We start from the raw sequence: 18222 nt of genomic DNA, 5'->3' as shown, positions 1-18222 counted from the left end.
ATTAGGCTATCCCCGTAATTCCTACGGTTAGAAGTCTTATCGCTTCATTTCTAAGATTTAAGCTTGCGTTAATATCTCTGTCATGATGGCTTCCGCATTCCGGACAATCCCATTCACGTAATGCAAGACTCTTAACGTCTTTGTTTTTATATCCGCAACTTGAACATAGCAGACTACTAGCAAAGTTCTTACCCACAACTACAACCTGTTTTTCGTACCATTTTGCTTTGTATTCAAGCATGCTTCTGAATTGTGACCATGACACTTCGCTGATTGCCTTGGCAAGATTACCGTTTTTAAGCATATTACTTATTGACAAATTTTCAATACCGATCACATCGTGGTTTTTGATGATTTCAGTAGAGATCTTATGTAAGTAGTCTGCTCTAGCATTAGCTATTTTTTCGTGAATCCGAGCAACTTTCAACTTTTGTTTTTGGTAGTTCTTTGCTTCAACCAGAGGACGCTTTTGTTTCAATGCCAGCTGTTGTCTTCTAGAAAGAATACGCTGTTCCTTTACCATCTTATATTCTAGTGTACGAAAGAATTTTGGATTACCAAATACTTTCCAATCAGACAGAATAGCAAAGTCCTTAAGCCCAACATCTATTCCTACCCTTTTGTTTGTCTTTGGAAGTAGATCTACATTTGTTTCTACTAGAATAGATACAAAGAATTTGCCAGAAGGATGGCGTCTAATCGTTGCATTTAGAATGCGTCCTACAACTTCTCTCGATTTGGAAAATTTCACAAGTCCCAGTTTTGGTAGCTTGATTTTATTCTCTACAACCGTTATATTTCCGTTAGTAAAATTCGTTTGATAGGATTGAATTGGATTCTTTTTGCTTTTAAAGCGTGGAGCATCATTCTGCTTCTTAAAGAATCGCTTGTAAGAATCATCTAAGTTTCTTAAAGCATTTTGCAAAGAGAACTTATCTGGTTCCTTTAGCCAATCTATCTCTTTTTTTAGACTCGTGAGTTCAGAGGAGCATGAAGCATATGTCATACCTTTACCTGTTTCTTTATATAATTCATTCCACTTATTTAGGAAGTAGTTAAATACAAATCTGGAGCATCCTATCGTTTTAGCGATCATCATTTCTTGTGCTTTGGTAGGATAGATTCGGAACTTGTAGGCTTTTTTGACTAACATAGCTTCACCTCACTTTCTGATTTTATTGTATTCCATCAATGACCGTCCCAAAGCTTACTTTTGAACTGCGGAAACTCCTTGAACACATACCCTCGTCCATGTTCTATCTCAGACATATGACACCTCGTAGGTTCAATTTGAACACGTATATTGTAACATATGTTAAATTATTACCATATACTAATCGCTTTGAATGGCTAATTCGCCTATATATTCGACATAACATGTGTCGGCTAATGAAGTCATGTATGAAAAAGAGACCTCCATCGCAGGAAGTCTCTGAAAAACCCAAAAATATTAGTGTAAGATATCGCTACGATAATATCTAAAATTGAACTAAGCTATCTACTCGAACCGGGAGCCCCGTACGTATCGCTTGATTCGCTGCGATCCCAGTTAATATCGATCTTGCTCCGTCGATATGATTCGCAGCACGATTATATTTATCTTCTTGTGGATGACCGAATATGTCATTCAACAATACAGGATCTCCACCTCCATGTCCGCCTTCTGCTTCATCAACTTGAACTTCATATGGCTCGTCAAACATTGGAAATACTTGAATAGACTTTCCTTTTAACGCACCTTCCATCGCTTTATCCCCGCCAGAGTTAACATACGACTGTTCCACGACATTCGCTTCTATTCGTCCTTTGCTACCATTAAAGACAATTCGATAGCCTTCCCAAGGCTGATAAGCTACAAGCGAATAAGTTAGAATCGCTTTACTCTTATATCTGACCATTACGCCCATTGTATCTTCAATGTTAATTCCATCACCAAACACACTCTGATCTCGGCGATAACCATCCTCATGCTCGGCATCTAAATACATGGCTTTTAGATGTTCATTGTCGTCTAGATGTAGAGCAAACGGATCTTCCTTCGCAATCGTATTTCCGGTAGCTCGTTCATAGAACTCCGTTACTCCGCGTTTCTCAGCATTCTCTTTACCGTAGAACATCAAATCTCCAAACGCAAACACGATCTCAGGTTGAGAACCTATCCAAAAATTCACAAGATCAAAATGATGTGTTGATTTATGAACTAGCAATCCCCCGCTATTGCGCTTGTCTCGATGCCAGCGGCGGAAATAATCTGCACCATGTTCCGTATTTAATAACCATTCGAAGTGTACAGAATTCACTTGCCCAATGACATCATCCATAATCAGCTCACGTAACTTGGTATGATGTGGAGCATAGCGATAATTGAAAGTAACACGTACATTCCTACCCGTCCCTTTAACGGTATCTAGAATTTCTTGACACTTCTCTTCATCCACAGTCATCGGCTTCTCCGTCACAACATCGCAACCAAGCTCCATAGCACGAATAATATAAGTATGATGTGTCCGATCTATACTTGTTACGATTACGACATCTGGTTTCTCCGTCTGAATCATCAGATCAAATTGATCTGCTGTATATGTGCTAATCTCTGGATAGTTATACTTTTCTCGCAATAGTTGGTTCGCATAGTTCATTCGAGTCTGATTCATATCACAAAAAGCCACCAACTCCGAGGTATCTCGATACTTCTCTGTTAATGCACCATAGAAAAATTCAGCTCTTCCGCCTGTGCCTACTAGTACATACCGTTTCTTCTGACTCATATAAACTCCTCCTCTGCTTATTACAACAAGAATACCGCAAATAACAACTATATTCACCGCATAATATGTCTATTACTATTTAAATCACGCATTTCTTGCTATAATTCAAATTCAGAGGTGAACCTTATGAATCAACCTTACCATTTACAGTATCATGATCCCTTTCACCGGATTGATCTTGAATATGATCGCAGAATTGGACATTTCAATATGCACCATGATCATATCCATAATCATTATGAAATATATTACTTATGTTCTGGTGAACGCTCCTATTTCATTAAAGATCGAAGCTATCATATTGTAGCTGGTGACCTTGTGTTTATCGACTGTAATGCCGTGCATAAAACATCTGATGTAGGCATTCCAGATCATGAGCGAATCGTAATCTATTTAGGCAAAAACTTGCTTGAACAATTCTATCCTGAATGGTTATCTTTACTTGAAGAACCCTTTACATGGGATGTTCCAATCCTTCGCCTTCCACCACATGAGAGTATCTACTTAACGGAATCAATGAATTCAATCAAGAATGAGTTGTTAACGCTGCAACCAAGTAGCTCGCTCCTCTTTCGTCATCGAATTGTTGAGTTACTACTGCACGCTCATCGTCAACAACAACATAACATGCTTCATTCACATGAAGAATCTACACCTATTCATCGCAAAATAGCGGAAATCACTCGTTATCTCAATGATCACCTAGCGGATTCAATCACATTAACAGACGTTGCTAACCACTTCTATATTAGTCCATTTTATTTAAGTCATCTTTTCAAAGAATCAACTGGATTTACATTTAGTAGTTATTTAAGTCTGACTCGAATTAAAGAAGCTCAAAGACTCTTAAGAGAGTCACAACTCTCGATCTCTGAGATTGCTTGGCAATCCGGATTCGAGAATTTCTCCCATTTCGGCAAAACATTTAAAAAAACATCTCACATGTCTCCACGAGATTATCGCAAACAGCATCGGTCAAGCTGAAACGGCTACACCGTCCTTTTAAAGGGCGGTATCCGTCTCTGCCGAAATATAAGGATATAAAGTAAGAAGTGAAACTTATACTTTCTTATATTTTGAAATAAGATCCCTGATCCTTTAACTAGAATAGTTTGAGTAAGTTGCCATATAGATAAATGTAGGAGCAACAAGTTGTTGTCATAAGCTGAAACGGTTACGCCGTCCTTTAAAGGACGGTATCCGTCTCTGCCGAAATATACCTTATTTTAGATACTAATTAGAATTATTATAAAAAAGTATTGATTATATTCTGATAACTGATATTATAAGGATATAATCAAATTTCTTAAGAGGTGGTACTTTATATGACTAATGAAAACAACAAACTAACAACAAGCTGGGGTGCTCCTGTTGGAGACAACCAGAACTCAATGACAGCAGGACCACGTGGACCTGTATTAATTCAAGATGTCCATCTTTTAGAGAAATTGGCCCATTTCAATCGTGAACGTGTTCCAGAACGCGTAGTACATGCTAAAGGTGCGGGTGCACACGGTTATTTCGAAGTTACTAATGACGTATCACAATATACTAAAGCTTCTTTCTTAAGTGAAGTAGGTAAACGTACACCTATGTTTACTCGTTTCTCTACTGTTGCTGGTGAACTTGGATCTGCTGACACTGTGCGTGACCCTCGTGGATTTGCTCTGAAGTTCTATACAGAAGAAGGCAACTATGACATGGTTGGTAACAACACGCCTGTATTCTTCATTCGTGATGCAATTAAATTTCCTGATTTCATTCATACACAGAAACGTCATCCACAAACACATTTGAAAAATCCTAATGCAGTATGGGATTTCTGGTCATTATCACCTGAATCATTGCATCAAGTGACTATTCTGATGTCAGATCGTGGTATTCCAGCAACACTAAGACATATGCACGGATTTGGTAGTCATACATTTAAATGGGTTAACGCTGAAGGTCAAGCTGTTTGGGTGAAATATCACTTCAAAACACAGCAAGGAATTAAAAACCTTGATGTAGATCTTGCTGCCAAGCTTGCAGGTGAGAATCCTGATTATCATACAGAGGATCTATTCAACGCTATTGATAAAGGTGATTTCCCCGTATGGAAGCTTTTCGTTCAGATTATGCCAATAGAAGATGCTGATACTTATCGGTTCGATCCATTCGATGTTACCAAAGTATGGTCTCAGAAGGATTATCCACTGATCGAAGTTGGTAATATGGTGCTAGATCGAAACCCAGAGAACTACTTCGCTGAAGTTGAGCAAGTTACATTCTCTCCTGGTTCATTTGTACCTGGTATTGAAGCTTCTCCAGACAAAATGCTTCAAGGGCGTCTATTCGGATACGGAGATGCTCATCGCTATCGTGTGGGAGCAAACCATAATGCGTTGCCTATCAACTGCCCACACGCTAAAGTAAACACTCATCAACGTGACGGTCAGATGCAACCTACTAATAATGGTGGAAGTTCCGTATACTATGAGCCTAATAGCTATGGTGGAGCTACGGAATCGCCTCAAGACAAACCCGTGCAATTCGAAGTATCTGGTATGGCTGATAGTGTAACTTATGATAGTGATGATCATTATACTCAAGCAGGTGATTTATACCGTCTATTGAGTGCAGAAGAACGTACACGTCTTGTAAGTAATATCGTCGGTGCTATGACTCCTGTTGATAAGGAAGAGATTAAACTTCGTCAAATCGGCCATTTCTATAAAGCTGATCCTGAATTCGGACAACAGATTGCTGATGGACTCGGATTATCTGTAACACAGGCATAATATGTTTCATCATATAAGCAAAAGCGGCAGTTCAAACGTAGATTTCACTACGAATGAACTGCCACTTTATTTTATTGAATTATCATCTACTATGATGACCGTTACAATGATTATTCAAATGCAGGTACTGCAATTTCACCATAGTTATCTTTGAAAAATTGTTTCACTTCTGAACTTGCCATTCTCTCGGCTAACTTCTTGATAGGTTCTGAATCTGCATTGTCTTTACGAGCTACTAAAGTAATCACGAAGTCGGAATCACCATCTTCCGTAATCAAGGCATCCTTCTTAGGTGTCAACCCTAGTGGCTTAGCATAGGCAGGAGTCATAAGAACTAGATCTACATCATCAAGTGTACGAGCCAGCATCAATAGGTCTACTTCTTCGAATTTGAAATTCTTCTCATTCTCGATGATATCAGCTTGTGTTGCCTGAATACCTACCCCTTCTTTTAACTTGATCAAACCATGTTTCTCTAACATAACTAGTGAACGACCAATATTCGTAGGATCATTGGCAATGGATATAGTTGCACCCTCAGGAACATCTTCAATATTCTTATATGTCTTGGAATAAGCTCCATAAATGGCGTTATAGATCGGCTGCACTTCTACCAATTCTGTGCCATTACTCTTGTTGTATTCCTCCATATAGGGAACATGTTGAAAGAAGTTAGCATCAACTTCCTTGTTAGCCAAGGCATTGTTCGGTTGAACATTATCTGATAGTACGACGATCTCGAGATTAATCCCATCTTCCTTCAATTGCGGCTTCACAAGTTCCAATACCTCTGTCATTGGAGGAATCAACGTTGCTACTTTTAATGTAACCTCTTCTTGTATACTATCATTTCCTTCAGCCTGGTTCGTACTATTATTGCCACATCCAGCTACAACCAGCATAAATATAACTATCCCTAATAACATTATCTTTCTATTTCTCTTCATCATAAAACCCTCCATAACTCTCTCTTTATTATCATTTTCAAATTATAATTTAGATTTCATTCGTGGTCCGCTACCTTTTATCCAACATACGCGAAATTAAGCTACCTGTATATTGAATGGTCTGCACCAGAATGATCATAATTATAATCGTAACAACCATAAGTTCTGTCTCAAATCTTTGGTATCCGTAACGAATTGCGAAATCTCCAATCCCACCGCCACCTACGATGCCCATCACTGTCGAGTAGGAAATAAAACTGATGGTAGACGTAGTCATCCCTAACATAAGGCCTGAGCGTGCTTCCACATATAGAAATTTAGTGATCAATTGAATGGTTGATGCTCCCATCGATGTAGCTGCTTCAATCACACCTCTTGGAACCTCTAACAGGGATTGTTCAACCAATCTCGAATAATAAGCAATCGCCATGACAGCTAAGGGAATGGATGCCGCAAGTGTACCGAGAGCTGTTCCAACTACGAAGCGAGTAAATGGAATCAAGAATACAACTAGTAGTAGAAAAGGAAAGGATCTGACAACGTTGACAACTATATTCAACGTACCAAATACGACGCGATTCTCATACAGCTGTCCCTTTCTACACAAGAACAATACAGTCCCTACAGGAAGTCCCACAAGAATTGCTGCAACGATAGATATGGCAACCATGACGAATGTCTCACCGATCGCTTGCCATATTTCAGATTGATACTGCATGATGTAATCAATCATGATTAACCCCCAACTTGCCCCATGTCTGACCATTATTCACTCTAGAAATTTCATCGGACGAAATTGTATTTCCTTGCTCTGTCTGTAATGTCTGGAGCAATTTCCCCTCTGACATCATCGATACCTTGTTGCATAGAGTTGTAATAACATCCATCTCATGTGTGACGATCACGATGGTAACCCCAAAACTCTGGTTGATATGCTTCAGAATACTTAGGATATCTGATGTTGTGTGTGGATCTAATGAAGATGTTGGTTCGTCGCATAATAGTACCTTGGGGCTATTCACTAGAGCTCTAGCAATTGCCACGCGTTGTTGTTGTCCTCCACTTAACATCGAAGGATATTGATCCGACTTATCCAGTAATCCAACAAAATCTAAATATTCCGAGACTCTTTCCGCCCTTTCTTTCCTTGGTATTCCAATCATCTCGAGTGGCATAGCAACGTTACCACTAACCGTACGGTTATGTACTAGATTGAAAGACTGGAATATCATTCCCATCGTTCTTCTTTCTTCTCTAAGTTGCCGATCTGTCAATAACATTAGATCTTTATCGTTCACAACGACGGTTCCTGCATCTGGTCTTTCTAATAAATTGATCATCCTTAAGAGTGAAGATTTCCCTGCCCCACTGCTACCGATAATACCATAGATATCCCCAGATTCAATATGTAGTGATACGGAATCGACCGCTTGGAATTTCCGATTGGCATTAATAAAGGTCTTGCTCACTTGATGTAATGAAATCATTAAGATCCCCTCCTTCTGTAGGGAACTATTCCGCTAATCAGATTATGTAATCTAATGATCCTCACTTACGCCTAAAGCCTTATTCTTTTCCTTAAACCTATCATTATGGGATGATACATAAGCGACTTTCTCAGCAGTTGGATCAATAAACAGCTTAGCGCTATTTAGCGCAAGAACCGCATCAGTGAATGTTCCAGCAATCAATCGAACCTTACTCTTATAATCTACAAAGTCACCAGCACCAAATATACCTGGAAGGTTAGTTTCTAACTTCTCAGACACATTCGTCCACCACTCGCCCATTTCTAGCCCCCAATCTCTAAGGGGACCGAAATCACTCTTCAATCCATGATTAACGATCAGAGCATCAACCTCAATTAACTCCGTTGCACCTGTTTCCATATTGCTTATGGTAACCTGATCAATCGTATCTCCATTGATACTATGCAGTTGATCGACAACGTACGGCACGCGCACAACAACAGATGAAGCCTTCATACGTCTAATATTATTCTCATGACCACCAAATTTATCTCGGCGGTGAACGATAGTTACACTAGCTGCGACTGTCTCTAATTCATTAGCCCAATCTACTGCAGAATCGCCACCCCCTGATATTAACACATTCTTGCCTCGAAAAGGTTCTAATTCTTGAACAGTATAATGAAGATTTGTTATCTCATACCGATCTGCACCTTCAATTTCAAGCTTCGCCATTTGCAGTATACCATAGCCTATCGCCAGAATAACCGTACGTGTCCAATGTTTCTCTCCGGTTGCTGATGTCAGAATGTACGTTCCATCTTCTTGACGTTCTTGATTCGTAATTTGTTGTCCAAGTACAATCGTTGGATCAAATGTCTGGGCTTGCTCTTTGAGCTGGCCCACCAGATTATGACATCGGGTCGGAGGAACTCCCCCTACATCCCAGATCATTTTCTCAGGATATATGAGCATTCTACCACCAAGTTCATCCTTTGCCTCGATCAACTTCGTCTTCAAATCCCTCATACCACTATAAAAAGCTGTGTACATACCTGCGGGACCTCCACCAATAATCGTCACATCGTATAATTCAAGTTGATTACTCACCATTAACCTCCACATAAATCCTAATTTTATGTATTTCATTCATGTGACATTGATTCTCATTATCATTATTATATTGTAAATGAATTATCTACCATTTGGCAATGGACAAATATGATTTCTCGTGTGACCGTATCGTTGCATTGCTTCACTTCTCATCTTTCTGATATAATTCATCATGAAAATTATAACAATGAAGGAAGTGACATGATTGTGCTAAAAGAATTTAAAGCATTCGCACTGAAAGGAAATGTAATGGATCTAGCCATTGCAGTTATCATCGGAGCTGCTTTTGGAAAAATCGTCACATCTTTGGTTAATGATCTACTCATGCCTTTGATCGGGTTACTCCTTGGAGGGTTGAATTTTTCAGGATTGCAATATACTTTAGGTGACGCCGTTCTGAAATATGGCGTTTTCATTCAAACAGTCATCGACTTCGTTATTATTGCCTTCTCTATTTTTATGTTCATTAGATTATTAAGCAAATTTAAACGCAAAGAGGAAATCCAACCTACTGTCGTCCCAGAACCAACAAAAGAGGAAATTTTACTTACGGAGATCCGTGACTTGTTGAAACAACAACGGGGCTTAGACAAATAAATAATTTATTATAAATCATCAAAGTGGGGATCCTATTATAGGATCTCTCTTTGTAATATCTAGTCACAATAGTCTACGCCAATCTAGATAGACTCTCATATATTGTTATCATCTCATAAAAGGAGTGATAGCAATGCGTACCTATTCTAGAAACCCTCTTAGACTCACTCTGTTCTCTGGAGCTAATTATACAGGGAGACGAATCCAATTTAGACATGGAGAAGTAGCTGTTCGAAATCTAGGAGCATTTCAATTCAATAATGAGCTTACTAGCTTCAGGCTTAGAAATATCGTAAATCCACATGAAGTTACGTTGGTCTTATTCTCTCGCAATAACTTCCAAGGTAACATGCGCGTATTTCGTGGGAATCAGAATATTGGCAACTTAGCAAATCATAACTTCAACAATGTCGCCTCATCCTTTATTTTAGTTCGTTGTAGACTATCCGATCAACAAATCCGTCAAATCCAACGTACATGTACTCCACCTAGCGATATTCTTGTTATCAAGAACTAACCGATTCTATCCAATGTAGCTACGGGAAATCTGGAATCGCATAAACGCGATTCCAGATTTATAACTTGCTAGTAGCAACACTAGGCTAATTGAAGTTGTTTAAGTTCTTGAAGCGTCTGAATCATATGATCAATTAACTCAGGGATATCTTCCATTTGTTCTTCATTTATCTTCCTCCCGAAAATGACTTCAATGATGTTCATATGAAAGGGTTGTTCTTGACCATATTTATAACTTAAGGTTTGCGACGCTTCGATCTCAGATTTCCATATTTGCTTGAGAATCTCATTAATCGCTCTACATTCTATCTCCACATTCTGGATTTGCATATAGAATCTTAACCGCAAAGTGCATGCTGGTTTTTCACCTGGTAATTCTAGAATCTCTGCGGCTAGATCTTGAAGTAATGCTTCTAATGAAATTTCTGCCGTGATATCTCGATGCTCCGGAAGAACACATTGAAGTGCAAACTCCCTACCCATTACAGACATTTCCATACGATCTCTTCGATGAGTTATCAGAATTGTGCCCTCAAGATTATCTAAGTCATATAAGTGATTCTCGATTGCTACTTTTAAGTTCTCGTAAACTGTAGGATCGGAAATCATTAGACGATATCCGCTGGAAACTTCAGACCGATCTGACGTCTAGCTTCTTCCATGACTTCTGCGACAGCTAGAGAAATGTCTATTGAATTAATGGAACTTTCACGCTGCCCATTCTGAATCAACCCAATAAACTCTTGAATTTCATAGAACATAGGTTCATGAACCTGCGGTCTGGTGAGATCCTCAATGGTACCATCTCTATAATGAATTTTCACATCATAAGGTGCACTAATCTTATCAATAATCATCGTTCCATTCTCTCCCTGAATTTCAGCAGGCAAATAAGAATCCGTGATTTTAGAATGCATAACAATAGCATCCATATCTTTGTAATTCATAACCATACTTCCTTCACCATCAATTCCTGAAGATAAAAGAACGCCTACGGCCTTTACAGAATCTGGCTTCCCAAACAATGTCACCAAAGGATAAAGACAATAGATCCCTAAATCCATTAATGATCCATTAGAGAATTGTGGGTTGAATGCATTCAGAACATTGCCTTGTTTAAAAGCATCAAAGCGTGAAGAATATTGACAGTAACTCGCAAAGTATCGCCGTATCCGACCTATTTTATATAAATTATCTTTCATTATACTGAAGTTCGGCATCAATGTTGACTTTAATGCTTCCATTAAAATAACATTGTTCTTCTTCGCTGCAGCAATCATTTCCTTCAATTCAGTCGTATTAGAAGCTAAGGGTTTCTCACATAGAACATGGATCCCATGATCCATACATATGATTGCTTGCTCCGCATGAAAAGAGTTCGGACTCGCTATGTACACAGCATCACACTGATTACTCGATACCATATCCTCTAAATCAGTAAATACTTTAGGTTGATTAAATTTTTTAGCGAAGTTATTTCCCTTTTCTTCTGTTCGGGAGTACACCGCTGTTAGTACAAATTGCTCCGTCTCAATCGCTGCTTGAATGAAACGTTCTGTAATCCAGTTGGTACCGACTATACCGAATCGTATCATAAAGTGACCTCATTTCTATTCGATGTGATTTAATTAATATCATTCTCTCATTCTCATTAATTCATGTCCACATTTTTAAGCCTTTTTATCTGGTAACATAACTTTCGATCATTTGTAATCATACTGCAATCTAATTTTCATCTGGCATTAATGTAACCAAGGTACAATGAAGTTACCCCTTTTAGTATATATATATAAATTTCGAACCCACAGCCCGTAGCTGTGGGTTCCTTTTTGTACTACTATTCATTATATACTATGCGGTCATAGCCCGAATTGCTTGTACAGAGTATTTATTTAAACCAGCCCTTTTCCTTAAATCGAGTAACTGCTTCAACGCGGTTGCTAACACCAAGTTTTTCAAGTATACCTGAAATATAATTTCGTACTGTTCCCGTAGTTATAAACAATTGTCCTGCAATTTCCTTTGTGTTCTTACCATCTGAGATCAGTTGGAGAACTTCCTTTTCCCGTTCTGTAAGTTGGCTCTGGCTCTGTTGACTATACGCGTCATCTACTAGCTCTGGCGCATAGATTCGACGACCAGCCATGACACTGCGAATACAACTAGCTAGCTCCTCGCTTGGACTATCTTTTAACATATAACTACGAACACCAGCTTTTAATGCACGTTCGAAGTATCCCGGACGGGCGAATGTTGTTAATATCATGACTTTACAGTTGAGATTCTTCAGCTCCTCGGCTGCATCAAGACCACTCTTCGCAGGCATCTCTATATCCATGATACAAATATCTGGTTTATGAAGATGTACCAACTCAATCGCTTCCTCACCATTACTAGCTCTTCCGACAACAGTCATATCATCTTCCAAATCAAGTAGAGCAGCAAGAGCTCCCAACAACATTCTTTGATCCTCAGCAATAACTATTCGAATCATATACTACCCTCCTCTTTAGGGTTCTTGACCACATTCGGAACGGTAATAATGAGCAAAGTTCCCTCCTTCGCCTTCGATACGATTTCTAGTGATCCATTCACGAATTCTAATCTTTCCATCATACCACGGAGTCCATTACCTCTCACTCGACTATTCTCATTGTCCATACCAATTCCATTATCTTTCACCTTGATTACTAATCCAGTTCGTGTGGATTCTATAGAAATTGTACAAGTAGTCGCTTCACTATGTTTAATCACATTCGTAACAGCTTCCTTAAGACACATACTAAGTACATTTTCTATAAGTAGAGAAGTGTTTTTTAATAAAGGATCGCCTTCGACTACACATTCAATATCTGCCGCTTTTAGTATTTGACTCACTCTGAATATCTCATCTTCTACTCTTGTTCCTCGCATTTCCGTTACCATTTCTCGTACTTCCTTTAATGCACTTCTTGCTGTTTGACGAACATCGTTTATTTCTGCTTGGGCTTTTGAGATGTCCTTGGACATTAATTTACTTGCAAGATCACTCTTCAATCCAATAAGAGATAACTTCTGCCCCAAAGTATCATGTAAATCGCGAGCAATTCTTTGCCGTTCTTCCAACTTAACAAGTTCAGAAATCTTCTTATTTGCATCCTCTAGTTGACCTTGCAACTTATCATTCTTATTCCTATTATACGTGTTCACAGGAAGCAGAATGACACCTATCAGACTCATAAGTATAAAAGGGAATTGTGAAATAAATAGGGATCCTTGGGAGACAAATCCGTAATTGACGCTAACAAAAGTAGTCACTAGATGAATGCAATATAACGTAATAAATCCCGCCTTACTCTGAATATTACCAATGAATAGCGCTAAAAAAATAGCAAAATAAACATAACCAAAAAGTAAGGTCATGCTTAATGATATGATAATTTGAAGACTCGTCCATATATAGATTGGCCAACCCTTTGTAACAAAAGACAGCACATAACATCCTAAAAAAACAAAGGTCATAATAATACCAGATGTGATCTGGATTGGTGAAGAGGAACGAAATATGAAATAAAAAGGGAGGATACATAAGACGACCCATACATAAGGACTTAGTCCAGTACTCTTATGAAAACTATGGTACCATTTCTGCATGGTCGTCCACCCTCTTCTTCTATTCCACTTGAATTTGATTGTATTCTATCATAATTTTAGTTAGCAAATATAATTATTTTTCTTGTACACTAGGTCGGATCGCTTTTGTATTGTTACTTTTAGAGTTAGCTTCACGAAGACGACGCTTCATATCACTGAAGCTGATAAATACTTTATTCTCCTCATCCCACAGACGGAAACTTAACGATTTAAGACTCGCTTTAATTGTAATTGTTGTAGCCTTCTGTAAAGGGGGTGTTGCATTGTGAGCTTCTTCTAAATGGTAGTTCGGCACTTTAGGATTCAAATGGTGAACATGGTGGAAACCAATATTACCTGTGAACCATTGAAGTACCTTAGGAAGTTTATAATACGAACTTCCATCTACCGCTGCTTTTACATAATCCCACTCATCTTCATTCTCAAAGTAGGAATCCTCAAACTGATGCTGTACATAGAACAACCATATTCCAAGACATCCTGATACAAAGAATACTGGACCTTGCACCAAAACAAATGCTTGCCATCCTATAGCCCATATCAACAATGCATAGATGGATACAATAGAAATATTCACAACATAGGTATTAATACGCTCCTTACGTTTTGCTCCTTTGCGGTTAAATCGATATTGGAACAAGAATACAGCTATCGGACCAATCCCAAACATAACTAACGGGTTGCGATAGAAACGATAAGCCAAGCGGTTCAACTTAGAAGCTTCTGCATATTCATCAACGGTAAGTAGCCACATATCTCCTGTACCACGTTTATCTAGATTACTACTCGTTGCATGATGCATGGAATGACTGTATTTCCACTGTTCGTAAGGAACCAACGCGACGATTCCCGTAATCGTTCCAACGATTTTATTGGCTAATTTATTTTTGAAGAATGATTGATGCGTACAATCATGGAAAATAATAAAGGTCCTAATCACAAATCCAGAAGTGACAATCGCCAATATGATGGTCAGCCAATAAGAAACGGAAAGACTCAGATATGCTGCATACCACATTACTACTAGTGGTCCTAATGTATTTATAAGTTGTCTTACACTCGACTTCATTTCAGTTTTTTCATAGGGGGCGACTTTTTTCCTCAAACTAACTTGTTTGGCTTCAGACATTGCAAGTTCCTCCTCAAATTTGTCGCTGATCACATTCAATATTAACATCAGCGTACTTTACTCCCTTAGTATATGGGATTCAACATCATCGTTGTAGGCATAAACGTCAAGTCTGGAGTATGACATTTGTCATACTCCAGTAAATTTATTCCACATTATTATTTGACTACATCCTAATATTCTCCCAACGGTAACGTTTAATTCATTCTTTAATTGATTGATGTATATGAATTCTATCAAGCAGAAACGGCTATACCGTTCTTTTTCAAGGAGTTTATAGTTTCTTATATATTTAGAAAAAAAGGGTAGACCATGAATTGCCTTGGTCTACCCACTTGAAATCTTCTGATTGGTATTTTGTTATAGTGCACTTCCACCGTATAAAAATCTTTTCTCCCAATGTGTACCATCAATTTTACTAGTAGTCACACCACCTGATTCCTTAGAATACGTGTGGAGTATTTTGCCATTACCTAAATAGATTCCGGTATGTGTGATTTTAGCCTTTGATTTATTTACATTAGAATAGGCAGATGCCTTAGTTCCTTTATAGGACATGAAATACATAAGATCGCCACGTTTCAGTTGCGTCCAATCCTTCTTCGCATTTCCCTTATCCTTCACATATTCTCCTTGAGCTCGTGAATCCGCCGGTAAAGTTATTCCAAAAGCATCTTTAAAAATTTGACGTATGAAATCAGAACAATCAAACGTTTTGGTGTTAGAACGACTTGAACCGTACTCGTAAGGGGTTCCTAAATAATCCATACCAGCAGCTATGACTTTTTCAACATTACTACTTGTTGAATTATTGTTACTGGAATCTCCCGAGTTATTGTTCGAAATTGCTTTAGTATATTTAGACGAAGATGAAACATATCCAATTTTACCGTTAGTATCCTTAACCTTAAGCCAATAGGATCCAGATTGGCCAAGAACAACAATATCCTCACCTTTTTTGAGCATACGGATCACGCTTGAAGAAGTAGATGGTGCCTTTCTCATATTTACGCCCCAAATGATTTCCGATGTAGATGTAGCCGCTTCAACTTGTTTAATTAAAGCAGTTGTAGACAAGCTACCAAGTAGCATGACTGCGGTAAGTGATGCAGTTAATACTTTTTTGCGAATCTTCATGTTGTAATTACCTCCTAAGATGTGTTTGTTTCTGTATGCTTGTCCTTTATTGTAAATTTCTTTCTCTTGCCCGATAATCGGTCCATAGTCATAATTTATTTTTCATAGACCAGGCACTATGTCCTAGCGCATTTTCTTATTTCAGGGTAAAAATGGCAATTACTAATATAGTGATATTATTGTAACAATAAGGTTACAACATTGTAACCTTACGTTTTATAGCTCATATCACTGATTTGTGATAGACAAATCAGACTTTATTTAGAGTAGGTATTTAGGCCTGAATAATAAAATCAACTTTGCTCACATTTTCCATTAATTACTATTGATGATTTAGGGCTATTCTCATGAACGATCCTCTCAAACTTTTATTTTTTATATTCAAAAAAGGCCTTAGGGAAGCACTTCATCCCTAAGACCTTTTCTCTATTCGAGTATTTAAGATTTATTTAACTTCCGTAACTCCAGTTACTACATCTTCATTAGATACATCAAATGTGGATTTATATTCTTCACTAGCAAAATATACATTTCCTTCAACATAAACATCGCCTACAAAAGTTCCGCCTTGAATTTTTGCATTTTCACTTTTTACTGTCATCTTAGGTTTATACAAATATAAATTCCATTCATAATTCGTTCGTAATAAGCCCTTTGCATTTACTTATTTCTTATATTAAACTTAAAAAAAGGAATTGAAACCCTTTGGAATTGTTGAGGTGAACCCATGAATAAGGAAAATGATAACTTATCTATACCATCTACTAAATATATGATTACAGGAGACTCTATTTCGAAGGGTGTCATATATGATGAATCGCGTAGTAAATATGTTCTTCTAGAAGACAATTATGTTTCCCTCATGCAAGGGAAATTAAAAGGCGTTGTTCGAAATACAGCTAGATTTGGAAATACACTTATTAAAGGACTTGGAAATCTAACAAAAGACATTCAAAAGGACAAACCTGATTTTGTACTGATCGAGTATGGTGGAAATGATTGTGACTTCAATTGGAATGAAATAGCTCAGAATCCGGATGCTGAACACAGTCCGAAGACGGATTTCAATGTATTTGAAAGCATGCTTAGAGAATCAATCTACTATCTTAAAAGCCAACAAATTACACCAATCTTGATGAACCTCCCACCATTAAATGCAGATAATTATTTCAAATGGGTTAGTCAGAACAATCCAGTGGCAGCATCTAATATTCTGAAATGGTTAGGTAGTGTCACCAAAATCTATTGGTGGCAAGAACGCTATAACTCAACGATCGTTAAGGTAGCAGAGAGTACCAAAACACGAATAATTGATGTAAGAGGTGCCTTTCTTGAATATCCTGATTTCACTAAATTCATATGCATAGATGGTATCCATCCGAACAAAGAAGGACATCGTATCATCTCAGATAAAGTATTAGAATTCATCAGAAATAATGACTTCCATTTACTGCGAGATGACATTGAAATAGGTTACCAAGGATAAAAAATGTTCGTTCAACGAATATCTAAACGGAGGTTACATAGTAATGGTACCAGATCGCAAAAGTAACTTGTGGAAATTAGTTCAATCCTGGTGGATCCTGCTTACTTTAATTATCTTTTTAAACTGGTCCGCCTTTTTCTATATTGCCATGAGAGTGAAGAGTAAACCTTTTGCACTTTGGGGCTTAGTATATACAGTAGCTTGTTTTGGGGGAGTGATCGGTTTAACCTCTTTCGAGCAAAATAGCTGGCAATCTAATGTTGGATTTTCCATTTTTATCTTTGGTTGGATCATATGTATTCTACATGCATTCAAGGTTAGAAAAGAATTTCTACTTCGATTAGAAGCCCGTCAACTGTCTTCACATCGTGATGAGTCCGACCTGAAGCGAAGGATTGAATCTGAGTACGGAGTTGACTTCGATGTACCTGTACTGGATTCGCATAAGCAGAAGCTTCCATCAACGATCCCGACAAGAGGTCGTGTAATACGACAATCGTCGCATGAATAATTCATGAAACAGGTCTATAGATTACAAAATATATTGAAAGATTCCCAAGTCGGAAGGTTGGCTTGGGAATCTTTTTGTAATTAGAACCTCATACTAACAGTTTCAGACTTATTCCTTCTTATGGCAACAAAGCAAA

At 38.0% G+C, this 18222-nt stretch carries 19 protein-coding genes; 6 read left to right on the top strand and 13 right to left on the bottom strand.

Features of this window, described 5'->3' with window-relative positions; translation table 11 throughout:
- Position 1: 1 nt before the first annotated feature.
- Both tnpB and LPB68_RS17120 read right to left on the bottom strand, forming a co-directional pair.
- The gene (gene tnpB / locus LPB68_RS17125; protein ID WP_068661191.1) at positions 2 to 1153 is read right to left on the bottom strand and encodes an IS200/IS605 family element RNA-guided endonuclease TnpB; all 1152 of its coding nucleotides are present in this window, start codon (positions 1151 to 1153) and stop codon (positions 2 to 4) included.
- A gap of 325 nt (positions 1154 to 1478) precedes the next feature.
- Positions 1479 to 2768, bottom strand: a complete 1290-nt coding sequence (locus LPB68_RS17120) for a Gfo/Idh/MocA family oxidoreductase (protein ID WP_068661190.1) — start codon at positions 2766 to 2768, stop codon at positions 1479 to 1481.
- Between the two features lie 126 nt (positions 2769 to 2894).
- Here LPB68_RS17120 and LPB68_RS17115 point away from each other — a divergent pair, with 126 nt between their 5' ends.
- Positions 2895 to 3752 (top strand): helix-turn-helix transcriptional regulator, encoded by an 858-nt coding sequence (locus LPB68_RS17115; RefSeq protein WP_068661189.1) that lies wholly within the window; start codon positions 2895 to 2897, stop codon positions 3750 to 3752.
- 341 nt (positions 3753 to 4093) lie between these two features.
- Positions 4094 to 5548: a catalase KatA gene (gene katA, locus LPB68_RS17110; protein ID WP_068661188.1), complete on the top strand. Its 1455-nt coding sequence runs from the start codon at positions 4094 to 4096 to the stop codon at positions 5546 to 5548.
- A gap of 110 nt (positions 5549 to 5658) precedes the next feature.
- Here katA and LPB68_RS17105 read toward each other — a convergent pair whose 3' ends face one another.
- From LPB68_RS17105 to LPB68_RS17090, 4 genes are all read right to left on the bottom strand, one after another.
- Positions 5659 to 6495, bottom strand: a complete 837-nt coding sequence (locus tag LPB68_RS17105) for a MetQ/NlpA family ABC transporter substrate-binding protein (protein WP_068661187.1) — start codon at positions 6493 to 6495, stop codon at positions 5659 to 5661.
- A 70-nt stretch (positions 6496 to 6565) separates the two neighbouring features.
- On the bottom strand, positions 6566 to 7228 hold the full coding sequence (locus LPB68_RS17100; RefSeq protein WP_068661186.1) for a methionine ABC transporter permease: 663 nt from the start codon (positions 7226 to 7228) through the stop codon (positions 6566 to 6568).
- Positions 7221 to 7982: a methionine ABC transporter ATP-binding protein gene (locus tag LPB68_RS17095; protein WP_068661185.1), complete on the bottom strand. Its 762-nt coding sequence runs from the start codon at positions 7980 to 7982 to the stop codon at positions 7221 to 7223. Before LPB68_RS17095 ends, LPB68_RS17100 begins: the two co-directional genes overlap by 8 nt.
- Before the next feature lie 51 nt (positions 7983 to 8033).
- The gene (locus LPB68_RS17090) at positions 8034 to 9074 is read right to left on the bottom strand and encodes an NAD(P)/FAD-dependent oxidoreductase (protein WP_068661184.1); all 1041 of its coding nucleotides are present in this window, start codon (positions 9072 to 9074) and stop codon (positions 8034 to 8036) included.
- A gap of 204 nt (positions 9075 to 9278) precedes the next feature.
- On the opposite strand from LPB68_RS17090, the gene mscL reads away from it, so the two are divergent.
- Both mscL and LPB68_RS17080 read left to right on the top strand, forming a co-directional pair.
- Complete coding sequence (gene mscL / locus LPB68_RS17085; protein ID WP_068661183.1) at positions 9279 to 9674, top strand: large conductance mechanosensitive channel protein MscL; 396 nt, start codon at positions 9279 to 9281, stop codon at positions 9672 to 9674.
- Positions 9675 to 9807: 133 nt separating this feature from the next.
- The gene (locus LPB68_RS17080; RefSeq protein ID WP_068661182.1) at positions 9808 to 10191 is read left to right on the top strand and encodes a hypothetical protein; all 384 of its coding nucleotides are present in this window, start codon (positions 9808 to 9810) and stop codon (positions 10189 to 10191) included.
- An 80-nt stretch (positions 10192 to 10271) separates the two neighbouring features.
- Here LPB68_RS17080 and LPB68_RS17075 read toward each other — a convergent pair whose 3' ends face one another.
- From LPB68_RS17075 to LPB68_RS22880, 7 genes are all read right to left on the bottom strand, one after another.
- Positions 10272 to 10799, bottom strand: a complete 528-nt coding sequence (locus tag LPB68_RS17075; RefSeq protein WP_332455215.1) for a hypothetical protein — start codon at positions 10797 to 10799, stop codon at positions 10272 to 10274.
- Positions 10799 to 11785: a Gfo/Idh/MocA family protein gene (locus tag LPB68_RS17070; protein WP_068661181.1), complete on the bottom strand. Its 987-nt coding sequence runs from the start codon at positions 11783 to 11785 to the stop codon at positions 10799 to 10801. Before LPB68_RS17070 ends, LPB68_RS17075 begins: the two co-directional genes overlap by 1 nt.
- A 293-nt stretch (positions 11786 to 12078) precedes the next feature.
- Positions 12079 to 12684, bottom strand: coding sequence for a response regulator transcription factor (locus LPB68_RS17065; RefSeq protein ID WP_068661180.1), 606 nt, complete (start codon positions 12682 to 12684; stop codon positions 12079 to 12081).
- On the bottom strand, positions 12681 to 13823 hold the full coding sequence (locus LPB68_RS17060) for a sensor histidine kinase (RefSeq protein WP_068661179.1): 1143 nt from the start codon (positions 13821 to 13823) through the stop codon (positions 12681 to 12683). The genes LPB68_RS17065 and LPB68_RS17060 overlap by 4 nt, the downstream gene beginning before the upstream one ends.
- Before the next feature lie 73 nt (positions 13824 to 13896).
- Positions 13897 to 14952, bottom strand: coding sequence for a Delta(5) desaturase DesA (gene desA / locus LPB68_RS17055; RefSeq protein ID WP_068661178.1), 1056 nt, complete (start codon positions 14950 to 14952; stop codon positions 13897 to 13899).
- 360 nt (positions 14953 to 15312) lie between these two features.
- Positions 15313 to 16089, bottom strand: a complete 777-nt coding sequence (locus LPB68_RS17050) for a C40 family peptidase (protein WP_068661177.1) — start codon at positions 16087 to 16089, stop codon at positions 15313 to 15315.
- A 445-nt stretch (positions 16090 to 16534) separates the two neighbouring features.
- Positions 16535 to 16705, bottom strand: a complete 171-nt coding sequence (locus LPB68_RS22880; protein ID WP_162274317.1) for a hypothetical protein — start codon at positions 16703 to 16705, stop codon at positions 16535 to 16537.
- A 111-nt stretch (positions 16706 to 16816) separates the two neighbouring features.
- Here LPB68_RS22880 and LPB68_RS17045 point away from each other — a divergent pair, with 111 nt between their 5' ends.
- Positions 16817 to 17575 carry an SGNH/GDSL hydrolase family protein gene (locus tag LPB68_RS17045; protein WP_068661176.1) on the top strand — a complete coding sequence of 253 codons (759 nt, stop codon included), beginning with the start codon at positions 16817 to 16819 and terminating at the stop codon, positions 17573 to 17575.
- A 43-nt stretch (positions 17576 to 17618) separates the two neighbouring features.
- Positions 17619 to 18086: a hypothetical protein gene (locus LPB68_RS17040; RefSeq protein WP_068661175.1), complete on the top strand. Its 468-nt coding sequence runs from the start codon at positions 17619 to 17621 to the stop codon at positions 18084 to 18086.
- Positions 18087 to 18222: the final 136 nt, after the last annotated feature.

The organism is Paenibacillus crassostreae, from assembly GCF_001857945.1.
Classification (GTDB): Bacteria; Bacillota; Bacilli; order Paenibacillales; family Paenibacillaceae; genus Paenibacillus_AQ; species Paenibacillus_AQ crassostreae.
This window is presented reverse-complemented; position numbering and strand designations above follow the sequence as displayed.

Coding starts and splice junctions, on each gene's coding strand:
- LPB68_RS17040 (WP_068661175.1), top strand. CDS start 17,619: ATGGTACCAGATCGCAAAAGTAACTTGTGGAAATTAGTTCAATCCTGG.
- mscL (WP_068661183.1), top strand. CDS start 9,279: ATGATTGTGCTAAAAGAATTTAAAGCATTCGCACTGAAAGGAAATGTA.
- LPB68_RS17060 (WP_068661179.1), bottom strand. CDS start 13,823: ATGCAGAAATGGTACCATAGTTTTCATAAGAGTACTGGACTAAGTCCT.
- tnpB (WP_068661191.1), bottom strand. CDS start 1,153: ATGTTAGTCAAAAAAGCCTACAAGTTCCGAATCTATCCTACCAAAGCA.
- LPB68_RS17050 (WP_068661177.1), bottom strand. CDS start 16,089: ATGAAGATTCGCAAAAAAGTATTAACTGCATCACTTACCGCAGTCATG.
- LPB68_RS17105 (WP_068661187.1), bottom strand. CDS start 6,495: ATGAAGAGAAATAGAAAGATAATGTTATTAGGGATAGTTATATTTATG.
- LPB68_RS17045 (WP_068661176.1), top strand. CDS start 16,817: ATGAATAAGGAAAATGATAACTTATCTATACCATCTACTAAATATATG.
- LPB68_RS17075 (WP_332455215.1), bottom strand. CDS start 10,799: ATGATTTCCGATCCTACAGTTTACGAGAACTTAAAAGTAGCAATCGAG.
- LPB68_RS17120 (WP_068661190.1), bottom strand. CDS start 2,768: ATGAGTCAGAAGAAACGGTATGTACTAGTAGGCACAGGCGGAAGAGCT.
- desA (WP_068661178.1), bottom strand. CDS start 14,952: ATGTCTGAAGCCAAACAAGTTAGTTTGAGGAAAAAAGTCGCCCCCTAT.
- LPB68_RS17080 (WP_068661182.1), top strand. CDS start 9,808: ATGCGTACCTATTCTAGAAACCCTCTTAGACTCACTCTGTTCTCTGGA.
- LPB68_RS17100 (WP_068661186.1), bottom strand. CDS start 7,228: ATGATTGATTACATCATGCAGTATCAATCTGAAATATGGCAAGCGATC.
- LPB68_RS17070 (WP_068661181.1), bottom strand. CDS start 11,785: ATGATACGATTCGGTATAGTCGGTACCAACTGGATTACAGAACGTTTC.
- LPB68_RS17115 (WP_068661189.1), top strand. CDS start 2,895: ATGAATCAACCTTACCATTTACAGTATCATGATCCCTTTCACCGGATT.
- LPB68_RS17065 (WP_068661180.1), bottom strand. CDS start 12,684: ATGATTCGAATAGTTATTGCTGAGGATCAAAGAATGTTGTTGGGAGCT.
- katA (WP_068661188.1), top strand. CDS start 4,094: ATGACTAATGAAAACAACAAACTAACAACAAGCTGGGGTGCTCCTGTT.
- LPB68_RS17095 (WP_068661185.1), bottom strand. CDS start 7,982: ATGATTTCATTACATCAAGTGAGCAAGACCTTTATTAATGCCAATCGG.